General features: G+C 65.5%; 17 protein-coding genes. 5 read left to right on the top strand and 12 right to left on the bottom strand.

Going from position 1 to position 18,951, the window contains the following annotated elements:
- Window positions 1–26: 26 nt before the first annotated feature.
- The 4 genes from CFB40_RS35495 to CFB40_RS35480 form a co-directional block, all read right to left on the bottom strand.
- Window positions 27–1,058, bottom strand: a complete 1,032-nt coding sequence (locus tag CFB40_RS35495; RefSeq protein ID WP_089430034.1) for a ParB/RepB/Spo0J family partition protein — start codon at window positions 1,056–1,058, stop codon at window positions 27–29.
- Window positions 1,051–1,746 carry a ParA family protein gene (locus CFB40_RS35490; protein WP_011350423.1) on the bottom strand — a complete coding sequence of 232 codons (696 nt, stop codon included), beginning with the start codon at window positions 1,744–1,746 and terminating at the stop codon, window positions 1,051–1,053. Before CFB40_RS35490 ends, CFB40_RS35495 begins: the two co-directional genes overlap by 8 nt.
- Before the next feature lie 1,804 nt (window positions 1,747–3,550).
- Window positions 3,551–4,567: an AraC family transcriptional regulator gene (locus CFB40_RS35485; protein ID WP_089433975.1), complete on the bottom strand. Its 1,017-nt coding sequence runs from the start codon at window positions 4,565–4,567 to the stop codon at window positions 3,551–3,553.
- 123 nt (window positions 4,568–4,690) lie between these two features.
- Window positions 4,691–5,815: an MBL fold metallo-hydrolase gene (locus tag CFB40_RS35480; RefSeq protein WP_089433974.1), complete on the bottom strand. Its 1,125-nt coding sequence runs from the start codon at window positions 5,813–5,815 to the stop codon at window positions 4,691–4,693.
- An 83-nt stretch (window positions 5,816–5,898) separates the two neighbouring features.
- On the opposite strand from CFB40_RS35480, the gene CFB40_RS35475 reads away from it, so the two are divergent.
- Both CFB40_RS35475 and CFB40_RS35470 read left to right on the top strand, forming a co-directional pair.
- Window positions 5,899–6,552: a TetR/AcrR family transcriptional regulator gene (locus CFB40_RS35475; protein WP_089433973.1), complete on the top strand. Its 654-nt coding sequence runs from the start codon at window positions 5,899–5,901 to the stop codon at window positions 6,550–6,552.
- 193 nt (window positions 6,553–6,745) lie between these two features.
- Entirely contained in the window at window positions 6,746–7,237 is a 492-nt protein-coding gene (locus CFB40_RS35470) for a flavodoxin family protein (RefSeq protein ID WP_089433972.1), read from the top strand.
- Between the two features lie 112 nt (window positions 7,238–7,349).
- On the opposite strand, the gene CFB40_RS35465 is transcribed toward CFB40_RS35470, so the two are convergent.
- Entirely contained in the window at window positions 7,350–7,934 is a 585-nt protein-coding gene (locus CFB40_RS35465; RefSeq protein ID WP_089433971.1) for a DUF2889 domain-containing protein, read from the bottom strand.
- A gap of 730 nt (window positions 7,935–8,664) precedes the next feature.
- Between CFB40_RS35465 and CFB40_RS35460 the strand changes: the two genes are divergently transcribed.
- The gene (locus CFB40_RS35460; RefSeq protein ID WP_089433970.1) at window positions 8,665–9,330 is read left to right on the top strand and encodes a ProQ/FinO family protein; all 666 of its coding nucleotides are present in this window, start codon (window positions 8,665–8,667) and stop codon (window positions 9,328–9,330) included.
- A 501-nt stretch (window positions 9,331–9,831) separates the two neighbouring features.
- Window positions 9,832–10,893 carry a DMT family transporter gene (locus CFB40_RS35455; protein ID WP_089433969.1) on the top strand — a complete coding sequence of 354 codons (1,062 nt, stop codon included), beginning with the start codon at window positions 9,832–9,834 and terminating at the stop codon, window positions 10,891–10,893.
- A gap of 108 nt (window positions 10,894–11,001) precedes the next feature.
- Here the strand turns inward: CFB40_RS35455 and CFB40_RS35450 are convergent, their stop codons facing one another.
- The 7 genes from CFB40_RS35450 to CFB40_RS35420 form a co-directional block, all read right to left on the bottom strand.
- Entirely contained in the window at window positions 11,002–11,592 is a 591-nt protein-coding gene (locus CFB40_RS35450) for a nitrogen fixation protein NifQ (protein WP_089434051.1), read from the bottom strand.
- A gap of 84 nt (window positions 11,593–11,676) precedes the next feature.
- The gene (locus CFB40_RS35445; protein ID WP_089430025.1) at window positions 11,677–12,102 is read right to left on the bottom strand and encodes a TOBE domain-containing protein; all 426 of its coding nucleotides are present in this window, start codon (window positions 12,100–12,102) and stop codon (window positions 11,677–11,679) included.
- A 189-nt stretch (window positions 12,103–12,291) separates the two neighbouring features.
- The gene (locus tag CFB40_RS35440) at window positions 12,292–13,791 is read right to left on the bottom strand and encodes an efflux transporter outer membrane subunit (RefSeq protein WP_089430024.1); all 1,500 of its coding nucleotides are present in this window, start codon (window positions 13,789–13,791) and stop codon (window positions 12,292–12,294) included.
- On the bottom strand, window positions 13,788–14,762 hold the full coding sequence (locus CFB40_RS35435; RefSeq protein ID WP_089430023.1) for an efflux RND transporter periplasmic adaptor subunit: 975 nt from the start codon (window positions 14,760–14,762) through the stop codon (window positions 13,788–13,790). The genes CFB40_RS35440 and CFB40_RS35435 overlap by 4 nt, the downstream gene beginning before the upstream one ends.
- 1 nt (window position 14,763) lies before the next feature.
- The gene (locus tag CFB40_RS35430) at window positions 14,764–14,976 is read right to left on the bottom strand and encodes a DUF1656 domain-containing protein (protein ID WP_011350409.1); all 213 of its coding nucleotides are present in this window, start codon (window positions 14,974–14,976) and stop codon (window positions 14,764–14,766) included.
- Window positions 14,977–15,010: 34 nt separating this feature from the next.
- The gene (locus tag CFB40_RS35425; RefSeq protein WP_089430022.1) at window positions 15,011–17,143 is read right to left on the bottom strand and encodes an FUSC family protein; all 2,133 of its coding nucleotides are present in this window, start codon (window positions 17,141–17,143) and stop codon (window positions 15,011–15,013) included.
- Window positions 17,140–17,619, bottom strand: a complete 480-nt coding sequence (locus CFB40_RS35420) for a MarR family winged helix-turn-helix transcriptional regulator (protein ID WP_089430021.1) — start codon at window positions 17,617–17,619, stop codon at window positions 17,140–17,142. The genes CFB40_RS35425 and CFB40_RS35420 overlap by 4 nt, the downstream gene beginning before the upstream one ends.
- 313 nt (window positions 17,620–17,932) lie before the next feature.
- Between CFB40_RS35420 and CFB40_RS35415 the strand changes: the two genes are divergently transcribed.
- Window positions 17,933–18,793, top strand: coding sequence for an FAS1-like dehydratase domain-containing protein (locus CFB40_RS35415; RefSeq protein ID WP_179255339.1), 861 nt, complete (start codon window positions 17,933–17,935; stop codon window positions 18,791–18,793).
- Window positions 18,794–18,951: the final 158 nt, after the last annotated feature.

Raw genomic sequence — 18,951 nt, 5'->3', positions numbered from 1 at the left:
ATGCGAGGCCTTCTGCTTTTCGCGCGTTACTGTTGCGTGGCCGTTGCCAGTTCGGCAACGTACGCGTCGATGACGGTCTTGAGCTTGTCGGCGAGCGCTTCCTGATGCGATGCGTCGACGCCTTTGAGCTGCAGATCCAGACGTCCGTCCGGATAGGTTTTCAACTGGCCGATCGCTCGCGATTCGAGCGCGAAGTCATGGCGAACGCTGTAACGCGTACGTCCCGCTTTCTTGCTGCCGTCGCTTTGCGCACGCAGGAAATTCTCCAGATCACGAACCGACTTTTTCCGGTCGATCACGGCCGTCAACAGCCGGTCGGCAGTCGGCTCGCCCAGGCGTTCGAAGATCAGCTTCAGGAAGTACGCCGCCTGCAGGCCGACCACGTCGTTCGCGCTCGCCATCCGTTCCAGCAGTGTGTTCGGGAGTGCGTTGAGCGACAGCGTCTTGCTGATCGATGCCTTGTCCTTGCCGATCTTTTCCGCCAGCGTGTTCTGGTCGGAAAAGACTTTCTCGTCGAGGAGACGCTTCCACGCGACCGCATCGTCGAAGATCGTCTGGCGTTCGTGGTCGTGGTTCGCGCGATACGCGATCGTGTAGAGCTGCTCAGGCGTGTGATCCGTGCGGAACGTGGCGTTGATGGTTTCATCGCCGTTGATGCTCGTCGCGCGGAGCCGGCGTTGCCCGTCGATCACCACGAGCTTGCCGGGAAACTCCGGGAGCCGCGTAACCTTGATCGGCTCGATCTGCCCTTCCCGTTTCAGTGTCAGGGCGAGCTCGTGCAGGCTCGACTCCGAGTAGAACACGCGCGGGTTGAACGGGTTCGGAATGCAATCCTTGACCAATACCTTCTGGGGCGCGCCAAGATCCGGTGTGCTGGCCGGCGTGGCCGCGGCCGGAGCGCCGGCGGGTGCCGCTTCGCTGACGACGTTCGGTGCAGCTGCCGGTTCGGGCAGCCGCGTTTCGAGCGCCGCATTCTCCTGCGCGAGTCCGCGCAGCAGGCCGGCTGCGAGATGCAGGTTGCCGGTCGGCTTCTTGTCTTTCGATGTGTCCTTAGCCATGGGCGGCTCCGGTAGCGCGCGTCGACGCGATGTATTGGGCCATTTCCGTGACCAGCTTTTCGATTTCCGCACGGGCTTCTTTCAGGCCCTTCAGATAGCGATTGTGGTGATGGATCGTGGTGCCGAGCGCAAACGTCTGACGGTAGACCTCGCGCTGCGCGATCTGGCTGTCGAGCAGATGCTCCCCTATTTCTTCAGCCCGTAGAATTTTTAAAATTTCTTCACGCATTTTAGTTTTTCCATTAACACTATTCAGCATTAATGCGGAAGAAAGATTCGGGTTGCGAACGGACCGCATCGACTCGATCATGCGGATCATTGCGACCGTGCTGTAGAGATCGGCTGGCGACGGTGACAGCGGCACGAGGCAGAAGTCGGCGACCTCGAGCACGGAGGCGATTCGCGGGTCTTCGAGGTTGCCAGGACAGTCGACAACGATCACGTCGAAGTTCGCGTCCTGCTTCTTGATCTCGCCGCCGATGCCGCGACCGGCAGGAGCCAGAGAGAGAACCGTCATCGGCAGCGTGTTCTCGCCACTCGTCACCCACCGGACCGACGTGCCTTGAGGGTCGGCATCGATCAGGGCGACCTTGTTGCCGCCGGCTTCGAACGCAGCCGCGATATTGACGGAGATGGTTGTCTTTCCAGTCCCACCTTTTTGATTGCTGACGGCGATCTTGAAAGCCATTAAATTCCTCCTCGGAGTTTTGCGTAATATATGCAGTTATTGTCGAAATGTCCAGAAAAGCCTTCGACGCGATGTATGCCTTAAGGATCGGTGTGGTTGTCACGTGACAAGTGGGCCGAATGGCTAATGAATCATTCGCGATTGACGGTCGAGTAAAAATAAAATTGACGACCGAGATTGAAAAGTAAGTACGAAGCTCGAGCGAAACTTCGATCAATCCCAATGTCGACGGCAGCGTTGGCAAATGGAGACGAGAACCTCGAGGTCGCGGTGTTCGCGGTAAAAATCGCCACGGTTTCCGGTAGTCACTTCATAGGCGTCGCAAGGGAACTCGGTTGTCACGTGACAAGTAGTAGGCATTTGTTCCTTCTCGACGTAATCCGGCGCCAGGAAATCTCTCCTTCGACTGCACTTAAAGCTATGGCGAGATCATTCGACGTTCGAAATCTGGTGCAGTTTTTTGGCATGACCGCTTCTCGTGCGATGAGTTGTCACGTGACAATCGGTTCGGAGCGGGAGGTCGCGTCGGTGCCGAGTCGCCCCTCCGGACGAGTTTTGATCGAACTTCATAGAGCGTGAGCGGTTGGATCGCCAAAGGAGAGATTCGCATCGCGATGTCGTCGCAATTGCAGTTTCCTGGATGAGTTGACTGGGGCGTTGTCACGTGACAACTGAAGCGTTGTATCGGGGAGCTTGCGTGACGAAGCGTCGCGCTGCGCCGTATGTCGGGCGGGGCACCTATGTCGAAGAGCCTTAGTCATCAATAGGTCTGCAGACGCGGAGGCTACATCGCTCACTATTTGCAGTCACGTGCGAGAGGAAAGACGCCGGTCAGCTTGCTGGGTCGCGCCCACGAGTGAGTGTCATGGACGCCAATGATATGGCCCCATTTAATTGGAGTGGTCGGGTCAACATTGCGAGAGTGTCGTACGGAAGGGGAGGGTGCGGGCTTTGCCGCGCGTACCCTCGAGTTCCGGGGCCTTTGCGCGCCAGCTATGCAAATGTGGCTTCGGTTTGCGACGAACTTCAGTGTTGATGGCCACATCACAACTCAAACGGGCCGGATCGTGAAACATTTCCAAGAAATTCGATGTTCGCGGAAATCCTTATCTGGCAGTGGGTTGCGCTATATTCTTCATGTTGTTTCACGCAAAATCGCCGAGATCAACCCTGTAAATAGGGGCGTATGGCCATTTCGCAATCTTCGAGCCAGGGGCGGTTTGAGCAAGACTCGATATGTAATCGATGATACGTAATTTGTGGTATTTAAAACGAAATCAGTCGATCTGATGCCGAGATAAATCGAACGAGGCGAATCAGATGCATCTCGACAAGACGTCGAGCGCCTTCTTGGGTGTCTGCGCCGATCTATCAGCGAGAGTTGTCACGTGACAACGCACACGCTCACCGCGCACATCGGTGGTTCGCAGCATGGCGCGACACTCCCCACACTGCAGAGTTTATGGCCGAGCCTCCGGAGGGCACTGAGACGACTTGGTTGCGGAGACGGCAAAGTCCCTCATCAATTCAAGAGGTCGGCAGGAGACGACTGCCTCTAGCCGATGAATACTTGCGATTTCGGATACAGGTCCGCCGCCGCGAGGCGCCCACGCACCGCTCGATACCTAATTTGAATTCGCGGCTGGCTGCCGAGCAATCAATTTGGGGAAAACAACAAGCGCGCATCTCGCTGCGCGCGTCGGGCTCAAGCGGGTCGCCCCCTTCACGCGTGAAGGGGGCGACCCAAGCATTCTGCGGATACCACCAAACGCGGCATCTCACATCTCCGGTGCCGTTCCGATGATCAATACGTCGCCGCTACCGAAAGAACGACATCTGCTCGGCTTCGCAGGCTATCGATATCTCTCCGCGGAGAATTGCCGAACAACCGGCTGTATTCGCGATTGAACTGAGTCGGGCTCGCATATCCGACCCTGAACGAGGCCGACGCGGCGTCGAGCCGCTCGGACAACATCAGTCGACGCGCCTCATTGAGCCGTATCCATTTCTGGTACTGCAGCGGACTCATGCCGGTGAGCTGGCGGAAGTGGTGGTGGAAGGTCGAACTGCTCATTTGTACCTGCGCCGCCAGATCGTCGACCCGAAGCGACTCGTCGTAATGGGTCCGCAACCATTGGATCGCCCGCGACACGCGGTTGCCCTGACTGCCGGCGGACGCAATCTGACGCAGACGGGCACCCTGGTCGCTCGTCAGTAGCCGGTAATAGATTTCCCGCTCGACGTACGGTGCGAGAACTGCGATGGCGTTCGGATCATCCAGCAACGCTAGCAAGCGATTCACCGCGTCGTAGAGCGGTTCGTTCATATCGCCGACGACGAGGCCGCGGCCTGCAGGGGCTTCGTCGTGATCCGCTGCGACCTGCGCCATCAGTTCAGCCATGACGCGAAAATCAAGCCTGAGCCCGATTCCGAGAAACGGCCTTTCGCGGCTGGCTTCGATGACCTGCGTCGAACCGGGCAAGTCGAGGGACGTGATCAGAAAGCGGTTGGCGTCGCAGAGATACACATCGCCGCTCTGAATGAGCCGCTTCGTGCCCTGGACGACGAGGCCGAAGCTCGGCTCGACCATGCAATCCATCGGCTGCGTTGTCACCTCCCTTCGATGGAGGCTCAGGTTCGGAATGGCCGTGGTGAGGTGATCGACGTCTTTCGTCCATCTCGCGACACGCTCTGCGAGCGTCTGCCGCAGGTCGTTCTCCCGGCTGCGGCTCGTCGATCGGGAGGCAACGGGGTTGAATGCGGCGAGGGTGGCGTCGTCGACGGGGTGGCCGGGTGCGTATCGGACGGGTGCCGGATGCATGACTTCTCTACTCAGGTAATCGGGTCTACAGACAGCCCGTCGACGTGCGGGTACGCCGGCAACGCGCCTGCCGGAGTCGCGGCAGCGCCGCGCTCCGGGAAAAATGTACAACGATCGGCGGGTTTACTTCGTGGCCTGCGACGCGCAAAGCGTCCAGCGGCGCGATTTCGTGGCAACGGAGGTCACGCGCTCGTCGACCGTGCGCCACCACCGCTCGCCGCGATGCGGTTCGTCGAGTGCGAGGCGCTCGCCCATCCTGGGCGTCGACAGATCGACGCCTCGCACGATCGCCAGTGCCGTGACGCGCTCGAACGGTTCCTGCCAGCGATGCATCGCGAGATCGAACGTGCCGTTGTGAATCGGGACCAGCCAGCGTCCGCGCAAATCGATATGCGCCTGCACGGTCTCTTCCGGCTGCATGTGCACATACGGCCATTGCGCGTCGTATGCGCCTGTTTCGATCAGCGTGACATCGAACGGCCCGAGGCGCTCGCCGATCGTCCGGAACCCGTCGAAGTAGCCGGTGTCGCCGCTGAAGAACACGCGCAAGTCGTCGTCGACGATGACCCAGGACGCCCACAACGTGCTGTTGCCGTCGAACAGGCTGCGCCCGGAAAAGTGCTGGGCAGGTGTCGCGGTCAGCGTCAGGCCGGCCACGTCGACGCTTTGCCACCAGTCGAGCTGGCGGACTTTCTTCGCGTCGATGCCCCATTCGATCAGGCGGTCGCCGACCCCCAGCGCCGTCACGAACACGCCGGTGGTGGCCGCGAGCGCGAGCACCGTGTCGCGGTCGAGATGATCGTAGTGATCGTGCGACAGGATCACGCCGCGCAGCGGCGGAAGATCTTCAAGCGCGATCGGCGGCGCATGGAAGCGCTTCGGGCCGACGCGCCGAAACGGCGACGCACGCTCGGCGAACACGGGATCGGTCAGCCAGAATTCGCCGCGCAGCTTGAGCAGCAGCGTCGAATGGCCAAGCCGGTACAGGCTGCGATCGGGGGCCGCGTCGAGCTCCGCACGCGTCAACGAATCGACGGGTAGCTGCCCTGCGGGCACGGTATTGCGCGGCTTGTTGAACAGCACGTTCCAGGCGATCCCGAGCGTTTTGCCCAATCCTTCGACCGGACGGGGCGCGACATTGCTGAAGCGCTCGCCATTGTGCTGCGGCGAGCCGCCAGACAGCGCGCGGCCGCGCCGGGCGGCCGCAAAACCCAGAATGCGATGAATCAAAACGAGAGGCGATGCCATGTCGGTTCGTCCGGAGGATAAAGTACACTAAACAGTGTAGTTTATTTTTGGGGTAAGTAAACTACCCGGTGTAAAATTTCTGAATGGATACCAGCACTCCCCCTCAGCGCTTGACCGATCGAAAGCGCGCGGCCATCGTCGACGCGGCCATCGAGGAATTTCTCGCGTCGGGTTACGACGCGACCAGCATGGATCGCATCGCCGCGCGTGCGGACGTGTCGAAACGCACGGTCTATAACCACTTCCCGGGCAAGGAAACATTGTTCGCCGCCATCCTGCAAAAATTGTGGGATGCAACGCGGACAGGCAGTTCGCCAACCTATCGTGCCGATGTGCCGCTGCGCGAGCAATTGCTCGCATTGCTGGATCGCAAAATGCGCCTGCTTAGCGACGAGGCATTTCTGTCGCTCGCACGCGTCGCGATCGGTGCGGCCATCCATTCGCCGGAACGTGCGCGTGACATGGTCGAGCGCCTCGGCGAACGCGAGGAAGACATGACGGTCTGGGTGCGGACGGCCGCGGCGGCCGGACGCCTGTCGGTCACCGATCCGGTGTTTGCCGCGCATCAGTTGCACGGTGTCGTGAAGGCATTCGCGTTCTGGCCGCAGATAACGATGGGCCAGCCGCCGCTCGCGGAGCCGGAGCAACAGAAAGTCGCTGAATCCGCGGCCGACATGTTTCTCGCGTACTACGCGCAGCCGGAACATACCGACGCGTCGCGCGGCGTAACGGACTGATCGTGTATACGGTCGAACTTGTGCGAATCGAACCTGACGCAACGTGCATGATCGGAACGTGCTTCGCAACGACGCGCCGGCAAACCGGCAGATCCGCGAAAGCGAATGCGGGACTGCTTCATCGGATCTCCGGCCATTCAGCGGAAATCGGCGATGCCGTCAGCGCACCTGAACCGAACGTGAGTCACGACGAATGAAGACGCTGTTGATCGTCTATCACACGATGACCGGAGGCACGCAACAGATGGCCGAAGCGGCCGCCGGCGCTGCGCGCGAGCAAACCGGCGTCGACGTGAGGCTGCAGCGCGCCGACGCGACGAGCGCGGACGACGTACTGGCCGCCGACGCCTATCTGTTCGCCACGCCGGAGAATCTCGCGGCAATGTCCGGGCTGATGAAGGATTTCTTCGACCGCTGCTACTACGCGGCGCTCGATCGCGTGAACGGCCGCCCGTATGCGGTGATGATCTGCGCGGGAAGCGACGGGCAGAACGCGCTGCGCCAGATCGACCGGATCGCGACCGGATGGCGGTTGAAGAACGTGGCGCCGGGCCTGATCGTCTGTACGCACGCGCAGACGCCGGAGCGCATCCTCGCGGCGAAGACGATCGACGGCGACGATCTCGCGCGCTGCGCCGAATTGGGCGGTGGGCTTGCAGCGGGACTCTCGCTGGGCGTTTTTTGATCGCGAGCGCTGCGACTGCGATGGCCGGTCGACGCACGGTTGTGCATGCGACGCGAGTCTCCTCGGGCAGCACCGATCGTGCGGGGCACGGTACTGGCCGAATGCCCGGCCCTTAGCCGCCCTTTGCCGCCTCGGAAGGCCGGTGATATTCGGGCCAAAGACGTTTCACGAGATCGCGCGATGCGCCATAGGCATGGCAACTGTCGATCTTGAGCGGTTTTCCGTCGCTGTCGCGCGCCTCGAGCGACGACTTCCGCATGCCGACCATCGTCTGATAGGCCGTGGTGGCGATCGGGCCGAGCAACTCCTTCAGGTGCCTGCACGTATCGCAGGACGGCAGGCGCTTGCGAATCTCGCTGTTCCAGCCCGCGCCGATGCTCAGTCCGACGAGCGCCTGCAGCGAGTCGCCGCCGCCCGGGCACTGCGCATACGGATGCGACCGGAGGAACGTGGACACGGCGCGGACGACCATGTCGGCGTCGAAGACCAGCGTCACGCCGAGGTCGTGGATCGGCGACAGCGCAGCGACCGTCCGCGTGCCGCCCGGCGGCGTGAAATCAAAGGTTTTACGGTCCGCGAGGCAGGCCGTCACTTCGAACCGGCCGTCGCTGCGCCGATAGCCGCGCATGTCGATTTGCCGATGGTGAATCTCCTCGCGCGTGATGCCGTCGTGCGGGATGTCGTGTGGGGGAACCATGTCTCTGCTCCGTTTCGTACAACCGGTTCGTTCTTTTGGCAGGCAAGCGGGATGTCGGCGGCTCGCCGGTGGGGCTCGGCGAAACCGGCTGGGGTACGCTGCCGACGATATCGATCCGGCCATACTACGCACTTTTCAGCCTCTTCGTGCGCCACGGGATGGATGCGGACGCAACGAGTCGTGTGCGGGCACCGATGCTGTCGAATAGGTACGGCACTTGCGCCGCTCCATCGCGGTGATCGTTGATTTGCACGCAGCCGACGCCGCTGCCCGGGATGCAGAATCGCAGCCCGGGCCCGCGACGCACCGGTGCGGCGGGATCGCGTTCGACGTCCCGAGGCGGAATACCACGTGTCGGGCGTCGACCGGTGCCGCCGGGGCAATCGCAGCACGGAAAATGGCCCCGATTTCCGCTAACGAGAGTGAACGGCGTGACTTCCGGAAACGTATCCATATAATGCGCAACACGACCGCATGGACGCATTTCCGGTACCCCGAATCGGGCTAACGCAGACCAGTGAGTCAACCGGCCGCCGCGCGTACCGGTATACTTCCACTCCTGCCTTGTCCGGCATCGTGGCCGGGTGCCTGAAAACAGAGTGGCGTGCGCGATGCGGCCCCGTAGTGTTCCGCATCGGCGGCAGACGGGTCGCACGCATGGCGGCGAAGCTTGTGCGCCGCGCGGCATGACCGCACGAACCACACCTTATATTCCTGGTGGATTGAATTTATGGGTTTTGAACAACTTGCCGAATTGCGGGCGCAGCTCGCAGCGAAGGCCAAGCAGGAGCGCAACGCGAAGCGGCCGGCAGCGCCGGCGGACACCGGCGCGAAGCCGAAGTCCGGCGACCAGCCGCAGCGTGGCGCCAAGCCGGCTGCGGCCGGCGGCAAAGCGGCGCACCGCGCGAAGCCGGCTTCGGCGAAGCCGGCGGCGCCGGTCGATCCGGTCATCGTTGCGATCGGCAAACTGCAGCGTAAGTTTCCGCGTGCGTTCCCGAAGAATCCGGCCCCCAAAGTGCCGCTCAAGGTCGGTATCTGGGACGACCTTGCACGTGAAGCACAGGCCGTCGGGCTCAACGAAGCCGAACTGCGTGAAGCGATGTCGACGTGGTGCCGTGGCAACCGTTACTGGTCGTGCCTCGTCGAAGACGCCGTGCGGGTCGATCTGCAGGGTAACGAAGCAGGGCGCGTCACGCATGACGATGCCGCTCGGGCACGCCGCCTGAAGGCTCGTCGCCCCGGCAACAAGGGCGCGGGGCAAGCGGCCAAGGGCGCGCCGCAGCAGCCGAAGGCAGAGCAGCAGGCCGAGGCCGCCGCCGAGCCGCAAGCGGCAAACGTGGAAGCGCAAGCCGACGCAGCGCCGCAGGTCGAGCCGCAAACGGCCGGAAACGCGTAATCCGCACCGCGCCGCTGCATACCGCACGGCGCCGTCCCGCAGGCACATCGCCTGCGGTGAATGACCCGACAGACTGGCCTGCCTCGACCGAGGCAGGTCAGGACTGCTCCCACCGGAGCTCGACGTGCCGGGCTCTCACCTATCCCACCTCGAACAGACCACGCGACCGGACGAAGAAAGTTCGCCGATCGATGCCGCACGCGCGTTGTTTCGACTTTGTCGTTTGCGCATGAACGGTACGCCTACACCGAACACGGCAACGCTTCGTTCGATTAATTCGTTTTCCTAAAATAGAGGCATGTCGAAGCCATCGACTGGCGCGTGGACGATCGCACTCGGTCATCGTGACATGACGACGCGCGATAATCGCGTCGAGGTCGCCAGGTCGCGCGCAAGCTGGCCGGCTGCAATGCAGCTTACATTGCGAAAGGGTCGAAAAGCCCACCGCGACGCAACCCGCTGCGACGACCAGCGCCTTTCAACGTCAATTCGAACCGGATCATGCACTCGAGACATTCCGCGATTCTCGTCGCGCTCACCGCTGCCGCGCTGTTCGGCGCCGCGACACCGCTCGCCAAGGCGCTGATCGGCGCGATGTCGCCGTTCATGGTCGCTGGCCTGTTCTATCTCGGCAGCGGTGTCGGGCTCGGTATCGGGATCCTGCTTCGTCGCCTGCACAACCGGCATGCAACGACCGCAGGCGCCGCGCCGCTGCAGCGTGCAGACCTGCCTTGGCTGGCCGGCGCGATTGCGGCGGGCGGAGTGGCCGGACCGGCTTTGCTGATGCTCGGGCTGTCGAGCACGCCAGCCGCGACGAGTGCGTTGCTGCTCAATCTCGAGGGCGTGCTGACGGCTGTCATCGCGTGGGTCGTGTTTCGCGAGAACGTGGATTCGCAGGTGTTCCTCGGAATGGTCGCGATCGTCGCCGGCGGCACGCTGCTGTCGTGGACGCCGGGCCAGGCAGGCGTGCCGGTCGGCGCGTTGCTGATCGTCGGCGCATGCCTGTGCTGGGCGGTCGACAACAACCTGACCCGCAAGGTGGCCGCAAACGATGCGATGGTCATCGCGTGCGCGAAGGGGCTGATCGCCGGCCCCGTGAACATCGGTATCGCGCTGGCGACCGGCACGACGCTGCCGGCTGTGCCGGTCACGGCTGCCGCGATGCTGACGGGGCTCGGCGGCTACGGGATCAGCCTCGTGCTGTTCGTCGTCGCACTGCGTCATCTCGGCAGCGCGCGCACGGGCGCATATTTCTCGATCGCGCCGCTGTTCGGCGTCGTGCTGTCGCTGCTGATCTGGCCCGCGCTGCCGCCCGCGACGTTCTGGATCGCGGCCGTGCTGATGGCGCTCGGGATCTGGCTGCACGTTCGCGAACGGCATGAACACACGCACACGCACGAGCCACTCGAGCACACGCATCGGCATCGGCACGACGAACATCACCAGCACGCGCACGATTTTGCGTACGACGGCAACGAGCCGCACACGCATCCGCATGTGCATCTGCCGATCACGCACAGCCATGCGCATTTTCCGGACATTCATCACCGGCACCGGCATTGACCGCGTCATGAACAGCAGGCGATACGGTGTGCAAGGTAACCGTTTATGGGGCGGTTTCTCCGGATGGCGATGCGACGACTCGAATGGGCGGCCACGCAGCCGTGGTGGTTATCGCGCGTGAGGAAAGCAGAAGCCGAAATCCTCGCAGCCCGGGCACCCGGGGGCGGGGCCGGGCGGCACATCGAGCGAGGCGGCCACTTCCTGTGCGAGGAATTTCTTCCAGCGCAGGTGAGCGACGTTGCGCGCGGCAAGCGCGGGGAAATAGCGATCGAGCATCGCGGATACCGCGTCGCGCCCGTCGAGCCCGAGATCGCGCCACAGATGATCGGGGCGCAGGCAGGCGTGCGCGATGATCGACGCGAGACAGCCGGCGTCGTCGCGGTCGGTGGCGGGATTCGCGTCGTTCATCAGCCGCGTGTGCAGCGTGGTGACGAACGCCGCGTGAGTGGATGGCAGCACTGCCGTCGCGGCCGTTGGCGCGAGCGCTGCGACCTCGGCCGCAGGCAGGTGCGGAAACTGCCGCGTCAGCAGGCCGGCCAGTTGGCGACGAGACAGGCCGAGCAGCCCGAGTTCATTGCGGCGCGCGCGTGCCGCAACGAGTGCGCCGAACAGGCGTGCATCGGGTGTGTCGGCACTGGCCGCCGCGGACAGCAACGACTGCAGCGCCCGTTGCCGAACGTGATCGAACGCGGTCGTCATCGCATGCATCCGACCGGCAGCCGCACGGCGCGATTCGTGTGAATGCGCCGTGCCAAACGGCTCGCCATCGCGATCCTCACGCGTTCACTCGACGCCGACGATCACGCTCGATGCCTTGAAGATCGCGGACGCAGCCGTGCCGCTCGCGAGGCCGAGGCGATCGACGCTGTCGTTGGTGATGATCGCGACGATTTCGGCGCCGCCCGAGGCCTTGATCACGACTTCCGAATTGACCGCGCCTTTCGCAACCGACGATACGGTGCCCGCGACGCAGTTGCGGGCCGACACCTTGCTGCTGTCGACGTCGACCATCACGATCACCGACGACGCCTTCACGAGTGCGAATGCCTTCGAGCCGGCCGCGAGGCCCAGCGACGCCGCGCTGCCGTGGGTGATCACGGCGACGATGTCGAGACCGTCCTGCGTGCGGAGCGTGATTTCGTCGTTGACGGCACCGGTCTTGACGGCGCTGACCTGGCCGGCGAAATGGTTGCGGGCGCTGGTTCGCATGATGGATCTCCGGGTGGATGCCGCTGGGGGTTCAGCGGCGAAAGATGAATGGAAATGCATTTGCCAGTTTACCGTCAACGTGGGTGTTCGTCGTCCTTCCGGCGCTATGGCGCGAATCAGGAAAGCCCGCCGCCACCGAGCGCTTCGCCAGGTGCGCGTGATGTACTGAAGATGACAGCGCTGCCGTGATTACTCGCTGGTCGCGGGTGTCGCGGCGGTGCGTGTCGCGGCGGGACGGGCGTCCGCTGCGGCCGTCGTACCGTCGGATTCCCACCCCCCGCCGAGCGCGAGGAAGAGCCGCACCTGGTCGGTCGCGACCTGGCCTTCGGCTGCCGCCACCTGCGCCTGCGCGCTCGTCAGCGTGCGCGTCGCGTCGAGATCGGAGATGAACGACTCGCGGCCGGCCAGATAGAGGCGATGCGTTTCGTCGGCGGAATTGCGTGCCGATTCATACGCCGTGCGCAGCGCTTCCGTGCGCTGCACGTCGGCGGCATAGGTCGCGAGGCTCGACTGCGTTTCGCGCAGCGCGTTCAGCACGACGCCGTCGAAGTGCGCGAGCGCGCCACCCGTCGCCGCTTCGGCCTCGCGTACGCGCGCACGCTGGCCGTTGACGGGGAACGACCAGCTGATCAGCGGGCCGAACGACCAGCGATTCGTCGTGGACGAGAACAGGTCGGCGGCGACACCGACCGAGCCGGCCGACGCACCGATGCTGATCGACGGGTACAGCGCGGCGGTCGCCACGCCGATCCGCGCGGTCGCGGCCGCGAGTTGCCGCTCGGCTGCGCGCACGTCGGGGCGGCGGCGCAGCAGCGCGGCGCCGTCGCCGATCGGGATCGGCTGGCGCAGCTTCGGCAGGCGCTCGCATTCGGCAACGGCCTTCGGCAGGTCGGCCGGCGAGCGCGCGAGCAGCGCGGCAAGCTGGTATTGCGCGACCTTGCGGCGGCCTTCGAAGCGCGGGATATCGGCGGCGAGGGTGCGCACCTGCGTCACGCCGCGCGTCACGTCGGTCTGGTTGCCGCGCCCGGCATCGCGCAGCCGCTGCGATAGCGCGACGCGCTGCTTCTGCAGCGCGAGCGACTGCTTCGCGACGGCCAGCTCGTCGCCGGCCGAGCACGACTCGACGTACGCCCGCACGACGTCGGCGACGACCGTGATGCGTGCCAGGTCGCCGGCGGCCCTGACGGCTTCGCTGTCCGCGCGCGCGGCTTCGACGCCGCGCCGCAGCTTGCCGAACAGGTCGATCTCGTACGACACGTTGATGCCGACCGTGCCTTCGTTGACGACCGGCAGCTTGTTCTCGAGCAGGTATTGCTCGGCCGATTCCTGGGCGCGCTGCACGGCGGCCTCCGCGCCGCCCGAGAAGCCACCCTGCTGGCTTGCGACTTCCAGCGCCGCGCGCGAGCGCGCGAGGTTGGCCGCGGCGACGCGCAGGTCGGTGTTCGACTTCAGTGCATCGCGCACGAGCCCGTTGAGCACGGGATCGTCGTAGAGCTGCCACCAGTTGCCGGGCACGGCGTCGCGCGACACGAGCGTGCCGTTCGCATCGTCGAGCGCATGGTTCGCGAGCGGCGCATTCACGTACGCCTGCTGCGGCAGCGTGTAATCGGGGCCGACCGACTTGCACGCGCCGAGTGCGAGCGCAAGCGGCGCGAGCGTCGCGGCGAGACGCAGACCGTGCCGCTTCATTGCGATGCTCCTGCCGCGCTGGCGGCCGCGCCGGAAGCCGTCGATACCGGTGCGGCGACCGCCGACGCGCCGGCCGCCGGCTTCGCCTGGTCGTTGCGGCGCGTGTCGGCTTCGCGCATCGAGACGGTCGCGGTACGGCCCGCGATCATCCGGAAATCGTCGGGCACCTCGTCGAGCACGACGCGCACCGGTACACGCTGCGCGAGCCGCACCCAGCTGAATGCGGGGTTCACGTTCGGCAGCAGGTTCGCGCCCTGCGTGCGGTCGCGATCCTCGATCGCCGCGACGATGCTCTGCACGTGGCCGCGCAGCGCACGCGGCTCGCCCATCACGATGATGTCGACCGGCTGGCCGATGTGGATGCCGCGCAGCTTGGTTTCCTCGAAGTAGCCGTCGACGCGGAACGAATTGCGGTCGACGACCGACAGCACCGCGCGGCCGGCCGGCACGTATTCGCCGACGCGCGGCGCGCGGTCGTTCAGGTAGCCGTCTACGGGACTGACGATCGTCGTGCGCTGCAGGTTCAGCTTCGCGGTGTCGAGCGACACCTGCGCATCGGCGACGGCGGCTTCGCCCTGTTCGACGCGCGTGCGGCTTTCCTCGACCTGCTCGCTCGCGACCAGGTTGCCGAGCTGCAGGTTGCGGGCGTACTCGCGCTTCGCCTGCGCGAGCGTCGCGCGGCGCTGCGCGAGCGTGGCTTCGGCGAGCCGCTCCGCGAGCGTGTAGCGCGCCTGGTCGATCACGAACAGCACCTGGCCGCGCTTGACCTCCTGGTTGTCGGCGACCTGCACCGACGTGATGAGGCCCGCCACGTCCGGCGCGACCTGGATCACGTCGGCGCGCACGTGACCGTCGCGGGTCCACGGCGAGAACATGTAGTAGTTGACGATGCGCCACAGCACGACGGCAGCCACGACGACGACGATCAGGGTGAGCAGGATTTGCCCTGCCGAGAGCCAGGTTTTTTTCACGTTAGGTAGCCACGAGATGGTGGGAAACGATCACGACGGCGGCAAACACGAATACGTAGATGCCGAGGTCGAAGATCGAACGGTGCCAGACGAGGCGGTAGAAGCCGACGCGCTCGAGCACGGCGCGCACGACGATGTTGATCAGGTAGGCGATCAGCATCAGCACGAGCGGGGCCGGCACGAATACGCCGAAGATGTCGATTTCGCCGATCATGGTCGCGGTCGGAAGGACGGATGGGAAAGCGGGATCATGCGCGTGCTCCGTCCGGCGCCTGCGGCGGCTGCCCGGCCGCGGCCGGATACAGCGACAGGCGCAGGCCGACGAGCGCGTGCAGCGTGTCGCGCAGCCGGCGATGCGTGGCAGGCGTGGCCGGTGCGGCGGGCGCAGCGCCGTCTTCTGCCGGTGCGGCACCCGGCAGGTTGCGGCCCGCGACGCGTTGCAGTGCGTCGTCGATCGTCGCGAGCAGCGCGGGCGGCGCCGGCTGGCGCGCGTTCGCGGCGGCGCAGCGTTCGTAGTGGTCGGTGACGCCGGCCAGCACGCGGTCGATCGCGTCGGGCACGTCGCCGGACAGCCGGCGGCGCGAGCGGCGCAGGTCGAGCGCATTGAGCGCGATGCGCAGGTCGCGGAAGCTTTCGATCGACGGGTGGCGATGATCGTCGGACGCACCGAGGCGCGGCAGCAGCTGCGTGACGCGGTCGAGCATTCGCGACGCGTGGTTGCGCTGGTCGTCGAGCGGTTGTGTCGACGCGGAGCGTGCGACGTCTTCCCAGCCCGAGCGCAGCAGGCGCCGCACCGCGAGTTCCGCGCCGAACGGCCGCGTCGCACGCGTCCATACATAGGCGAACAGCAGCCCGGCGACGCCCGCGAGGTTGCTGTTCAGGAACACGAAGAAATCCGCGTCGTACGCACCCTGGATGCTGATGAAGGTGGCCGTGTTCACGGCGACGAGCATCGTCACCATGTTGAACTGCGGGCGCGGCAGCAGCGTGCCGATCAGGATGAACGGGCCCGCGAACATCACGACGAGCATTGCGAAATCGTGCACGTGCGGCAGCACGACGAACAGGTACAGGCCCGCGAACACGACGCTCGCGGTCGTCGCGAGGAAGAACTTGAACACCAGCGGCGCCGGCTCGTCGAGCGCAGCGAAGAAGCTGCACGACACGGCCACGAGCGTGACGGCGGCGGCGCCGTCGTGCCAGCCAGACGCGATCCACAGCCAGCTCGCGAACACGATCGCGGCGACCACGGTCAGCGTCGAAAACAGCATCATCCCGCGATCGAAGAAGCGCTCGGTGCCGCCGAGCCGCCAGTGCCGGTAGCGCGGCTGCCAGACGCCCGCTTCGTTGCCGATCAGCGCGCGCAGCGAGCGGCAGTCCTGCCAGATGTCGATGACCTGGCGCAGCCGCCATAGCGCGTTCGACAGCAGCGCACCGTCCCAGCTCGCGAGCGCGTCGTCGGCCGGCTGCAGCGCGGCGATGCGTTCGCGCAGGCGTTGCGCGACCGGGTCGTCGGTCATGTCGCCGTCGGTGCCGGCCCGGACGGCCGGCAGCGGCGCGTCGAACCACGTCGCGGCATCGGCGAGCAACTCGTCGAGCCCGGCCGGCCGGATGTGCAGGTCGCGCATCAGGGCGATCAACGGATCGGCGAGCGACGACATCAGCGGCAGGAACAGCTGCATCCGGCCCGCGAGCGCCTGTGCCCGCGCGAGGATGCGCGGGTGCGCATGGTCGTAGCTCAGCTGGCTCAGCAGGAATTCGAGGCCCGTGATGGTCGCCGCGAGGCGTTGCCGGCACGCGGACAGCGCCTTGCCGGCGATGTGCCCGGACAGCGTCTCGCGGCCATAGAACGCGGCATCCTTGAACCACGCGTCGGTGCGCTCGATCAGCGTCGGCGCGAGCCGGTTCGGGAAGATCGCGCTGCCGACCACGCTCGCGCACACGATGCCGAGCACGATCTCCTCGGTACGTGCGATCGCGACGTCGAACACGGTGGACGGATCGGTCACGGTCGGCAGCGCGACCAGCGGCATCGTGTAGCCGGCGAGCATGAACACATAGCTGCGCGCGGTGCGATCGGAGATCGCGAGGTAGAGCAGCGTGCCGCACCAGGTGGCGACGATGATCGCGAACAGCAGCGGCGTCTCGACGAACGGCGGCACGAAGAAGATCGCGGCGGCCGCGCCGAGCGCGGTGCCGAGCGCGCGATACAGCGCCTTCGAGCGCGTCGCGCCGACGAACGGGTTCGACACGATGTAGACGCTCGCCATCGCCCAGTACGGGCGCGGCAACTGGAAATACAGGCCGAGATACAGCGCCAGCATCGACGCGGCAAACGTCTTGCCCGAGAACAGCCAGTCGCGAAGGCTCGGGTAGGTCATGACGTGGCGTCACCGGTGTGGGAGGCGCGTGCGGCGGGCGTGTGCGACTCGGACGCATTGAACGCGTCGAGCACGCGCAGCGTCGCTTCGAGATCGGCGCGCGTGACGCCCTTGAGCACCTGCGCGCGCAGCACGCGGAGGTCTTCCTCCATCTTCGCGGTGACCGCGCGGCCGGCGGCCGTCAGCGAGATCGTTTTCGCGCGGCGGTCGTGCGGATCCTCGTCGCGACGCGCGAGGCCGGCCGCGCACAGCTGGTCGAGCAGGCGCACGAGCGATGGCCCCTCGATGCCGACGTATTCGGCGAGCGTGCCCTGGCGCACGCCTTCGCCGAGGCGTCCGGCGATCAGCAGCGGCGTCGCGCACGCCTCGGACACGTTGTACGCGGTCAGCACGCCGTCACTGGTGCGGCGCCACTTGCGCGCGGACAGCACGAGAAGGCTGCTGACGGCGAGGCGGAGGTCGTGCAGATTGGTCATGGGCGAGATGATAGGGGCAAATTAATTCGATAGCAAACTATCGTTTTTGTCACCCGGATGACACGTCGCACGCGGTTCGGCCAGCCCGTTTGAAGCAATTTAGGCGGCGTGCCGGGGATGGTCAAGCTGTAAGGTTTTGCCGGCACGGGTGGTGCGTTTGGCGGCTGCGATCGAATGGTCAGACGAAAGTCGTCCGGCCGGGCCGCTCGGCAGGTCAGGCAGGTTCGAAGCCGGGGTTCGGGAAATCCGGTTTCGCGAAACGGCGCGCGGCGTGCATATTGAGGCCGTTGCAAGCCACCCGGAGATTCCGCACGTGTCCCTTTCATCCTCGCAGCCCCCTGGCAAGGCGTCGCTCGACGCATGGCTGGGCAAGACCGAAACGCTCGGCGACGACATCGCCGCGTTCCCGCTGAACGCGCTAGCCGCCACGCTTGACCGCCCGCCGCCCGGCGACGTCGTGCCGCCGATGTGGCACTGGCTCTATTTCCTGCCCGTCGCGCCGCTGGCCGAAGTCGGCCCCGATGGCCATCCGAAGCGCGGCGGCTTCCTGCCGCCCGTGCCGTTGCCGCGCCGCATGTGGGCCGGCGGCCGCCTGACCTTTCATGCGCCGCTGCGCGCGGGGCGGCGCGCGACGCGCGAATCGACGATCGAGAACATCGAGGACAAGACGGGCCGCAGCGGCCGGCTCGTCTTCGTGACGGTGCAGCACCGGATCGAGTGCGACGGCGTGCTGTGCGTCGAGGAAGAGCACGACATCGTCTATCGCGATGCGCCGCAGCCGGGCGCGCCGGCGCCGAAACCGGTCGCGGCGCCGGCAGGCGAGACGTGGTCGCGCACGGTCATGGCCGACGCCGTGATGCTGTTCCGCTATTCGGCGCTGACCTTCAACGGTCACCGCATCCACTACGACCGCAGCTACGTGACGCAGGAGGAGGGCTATCCGGGGCTCGTCGTGCATGGCCCGCTGATCGCGACGCTGCTCGTCGATCTCGTGCATCGCGAGCGGCCCGACGCGACGCTCGCGAGCTTCGCGTTTCGCGCGGTGCGCCCGACGTTCGACGGGGAGCCGTTCACGCTGTGCGGCAAGCCGTCGGATGACGGCCGGACGATCGAGCTGTGGGCGAAGGATCGCGACGGTTGGCTGACGATGCAGGCCACCGCGACGCTTGCGTGACGGCCTCCGTTCCGGTCATCCGCGCGCGGCAGGATCCGTACGCGGGTGACCGTTGTCGCACGCGGCAAGCCGGCCGGATGCGCACCCGGCCAGCCCCGACGTTCGTCGGCAAACCCCTGTAAGCTGCTGGCAGGTCGCGTGCCGTTCGCCGGACCAGG

This window comes from Burkholderia sp. AU31652 (genome assembly GCF_002223155.1).
GTDB lineage: Bacteria > Pseudomonadota > Gammaproteobacteria > Burkholderiales > Burkholderiaceae > Burkholderia.
This window is presented reverse-complemented; position numbering and strand designations above follow the sequence as displayed.

Bases quoted from the DNA above. Each gene is read 5' to 3' on its own strand.
- CFB40_RS35430 (WP_011350409.1), bottom strand. From the start codon at position 14,976: ATGATCGGCGAAATCGACATCTTCGGCGTATTCGTGCCGGCCCCGCTC.
- CFB40_RS35485 (WP_089433975.1), bottom strand. From the start codon at position 4,567: ATGCATCCGGCACCCGTCCGATACGCACCCGGCCACCCCGTCGACGAC.
- CFB40_RS35420 (WP_089430021.1), bottom strand. From the start codon at position 17,619: ATGACCAATCTGCACGACCTCCGCCTCGCCGTCAGCAGCCTTCTCGTG.
- CFB40_RS35455 (WP_089433969.1), top strand. From the start codon at position 9,832: ATGCACTCGAGACATTCCGCGATTCTCGTCGCGCTCACCGCTGCCGCG.
- CFB40_RS35480 (WP_089433974.1), bottom strand. From the start codon at position 5,815: ATGGCATCGCCTCTCGTTTTGATTCATCGCATTCTGGGTTTTGCGGCC.
- CFB40_RS35465 (WP_089433971.1), bottom strand. From the start codon at position 7,934: ATGGTTCCCCCACACGACATCCCGCACGACGGCATCACGCGCGAGGAG.
- CFB40_RS35425 (WP_089430022.1), bottom strand. From the start codon at position 17,143: ATGACCTACCCGAGCCTTCGCGACTGGCTGTTCTCGGGCAAGACGTTT.
- CFB40_RS35440 (WP_089430024.1), bottom strand. From the start codon at position 13,791: ATGAAGCGGCACGGTCTGCGTCTCGCCGCGACGCTCGCGCCGCTTGCG.
- CFB40_RS35450 (WP_089434051.1), bottom strand. From the start codon at position 11,592: ATGACGACCGCGTTCGATCACGTTCGGCAACGGGCGCTGCAGTCGTTG.
- CFB40_RS35470 (WP_089433972.1), top strand. From the start codon at position 6,746: ATGAAGACGCTGTTGATCGTCTATCACACGATGACCGGAGGCACGCAA.
- CFB40_RS35490 (WP_011350423.1), bottom strand. From the start codon at position 1,746: ATGGCTTTCAAGATCGCCGTCAGCAATCAAAAAGGTGGGACTGGAAAG.
- CFB40_RS35495 (WP_089430034.1), bottom strand. From the start codon at position 1,058: ATGGCTAAGGACACATCGAAAGACAAGAAGCCGACCGGCAACCTGCAT.
- CFB40_RS35445 (WP_089430025.1), bottom strand. From the start codon at position 12,102: ATGCGAACCAGCGCCCGCAACCATTTCGCCGGCCAGGTCAGCGCCGTC.
- CFB40_RS35460 (WP_089433970.1), top strand. From the start codon at position 8,665: ATGGGTTTTGAACAACTTGCCGAATTGCGGGCGCAGCTCGCAGCGAAG.
- CFB40_RS35475 (WP_089433973.1), top strand. From the start codon at position 5,899: ATGGATACCAGCACTCCCCCTCAGCGCTTGACCGATCGAAAGCGCGCG.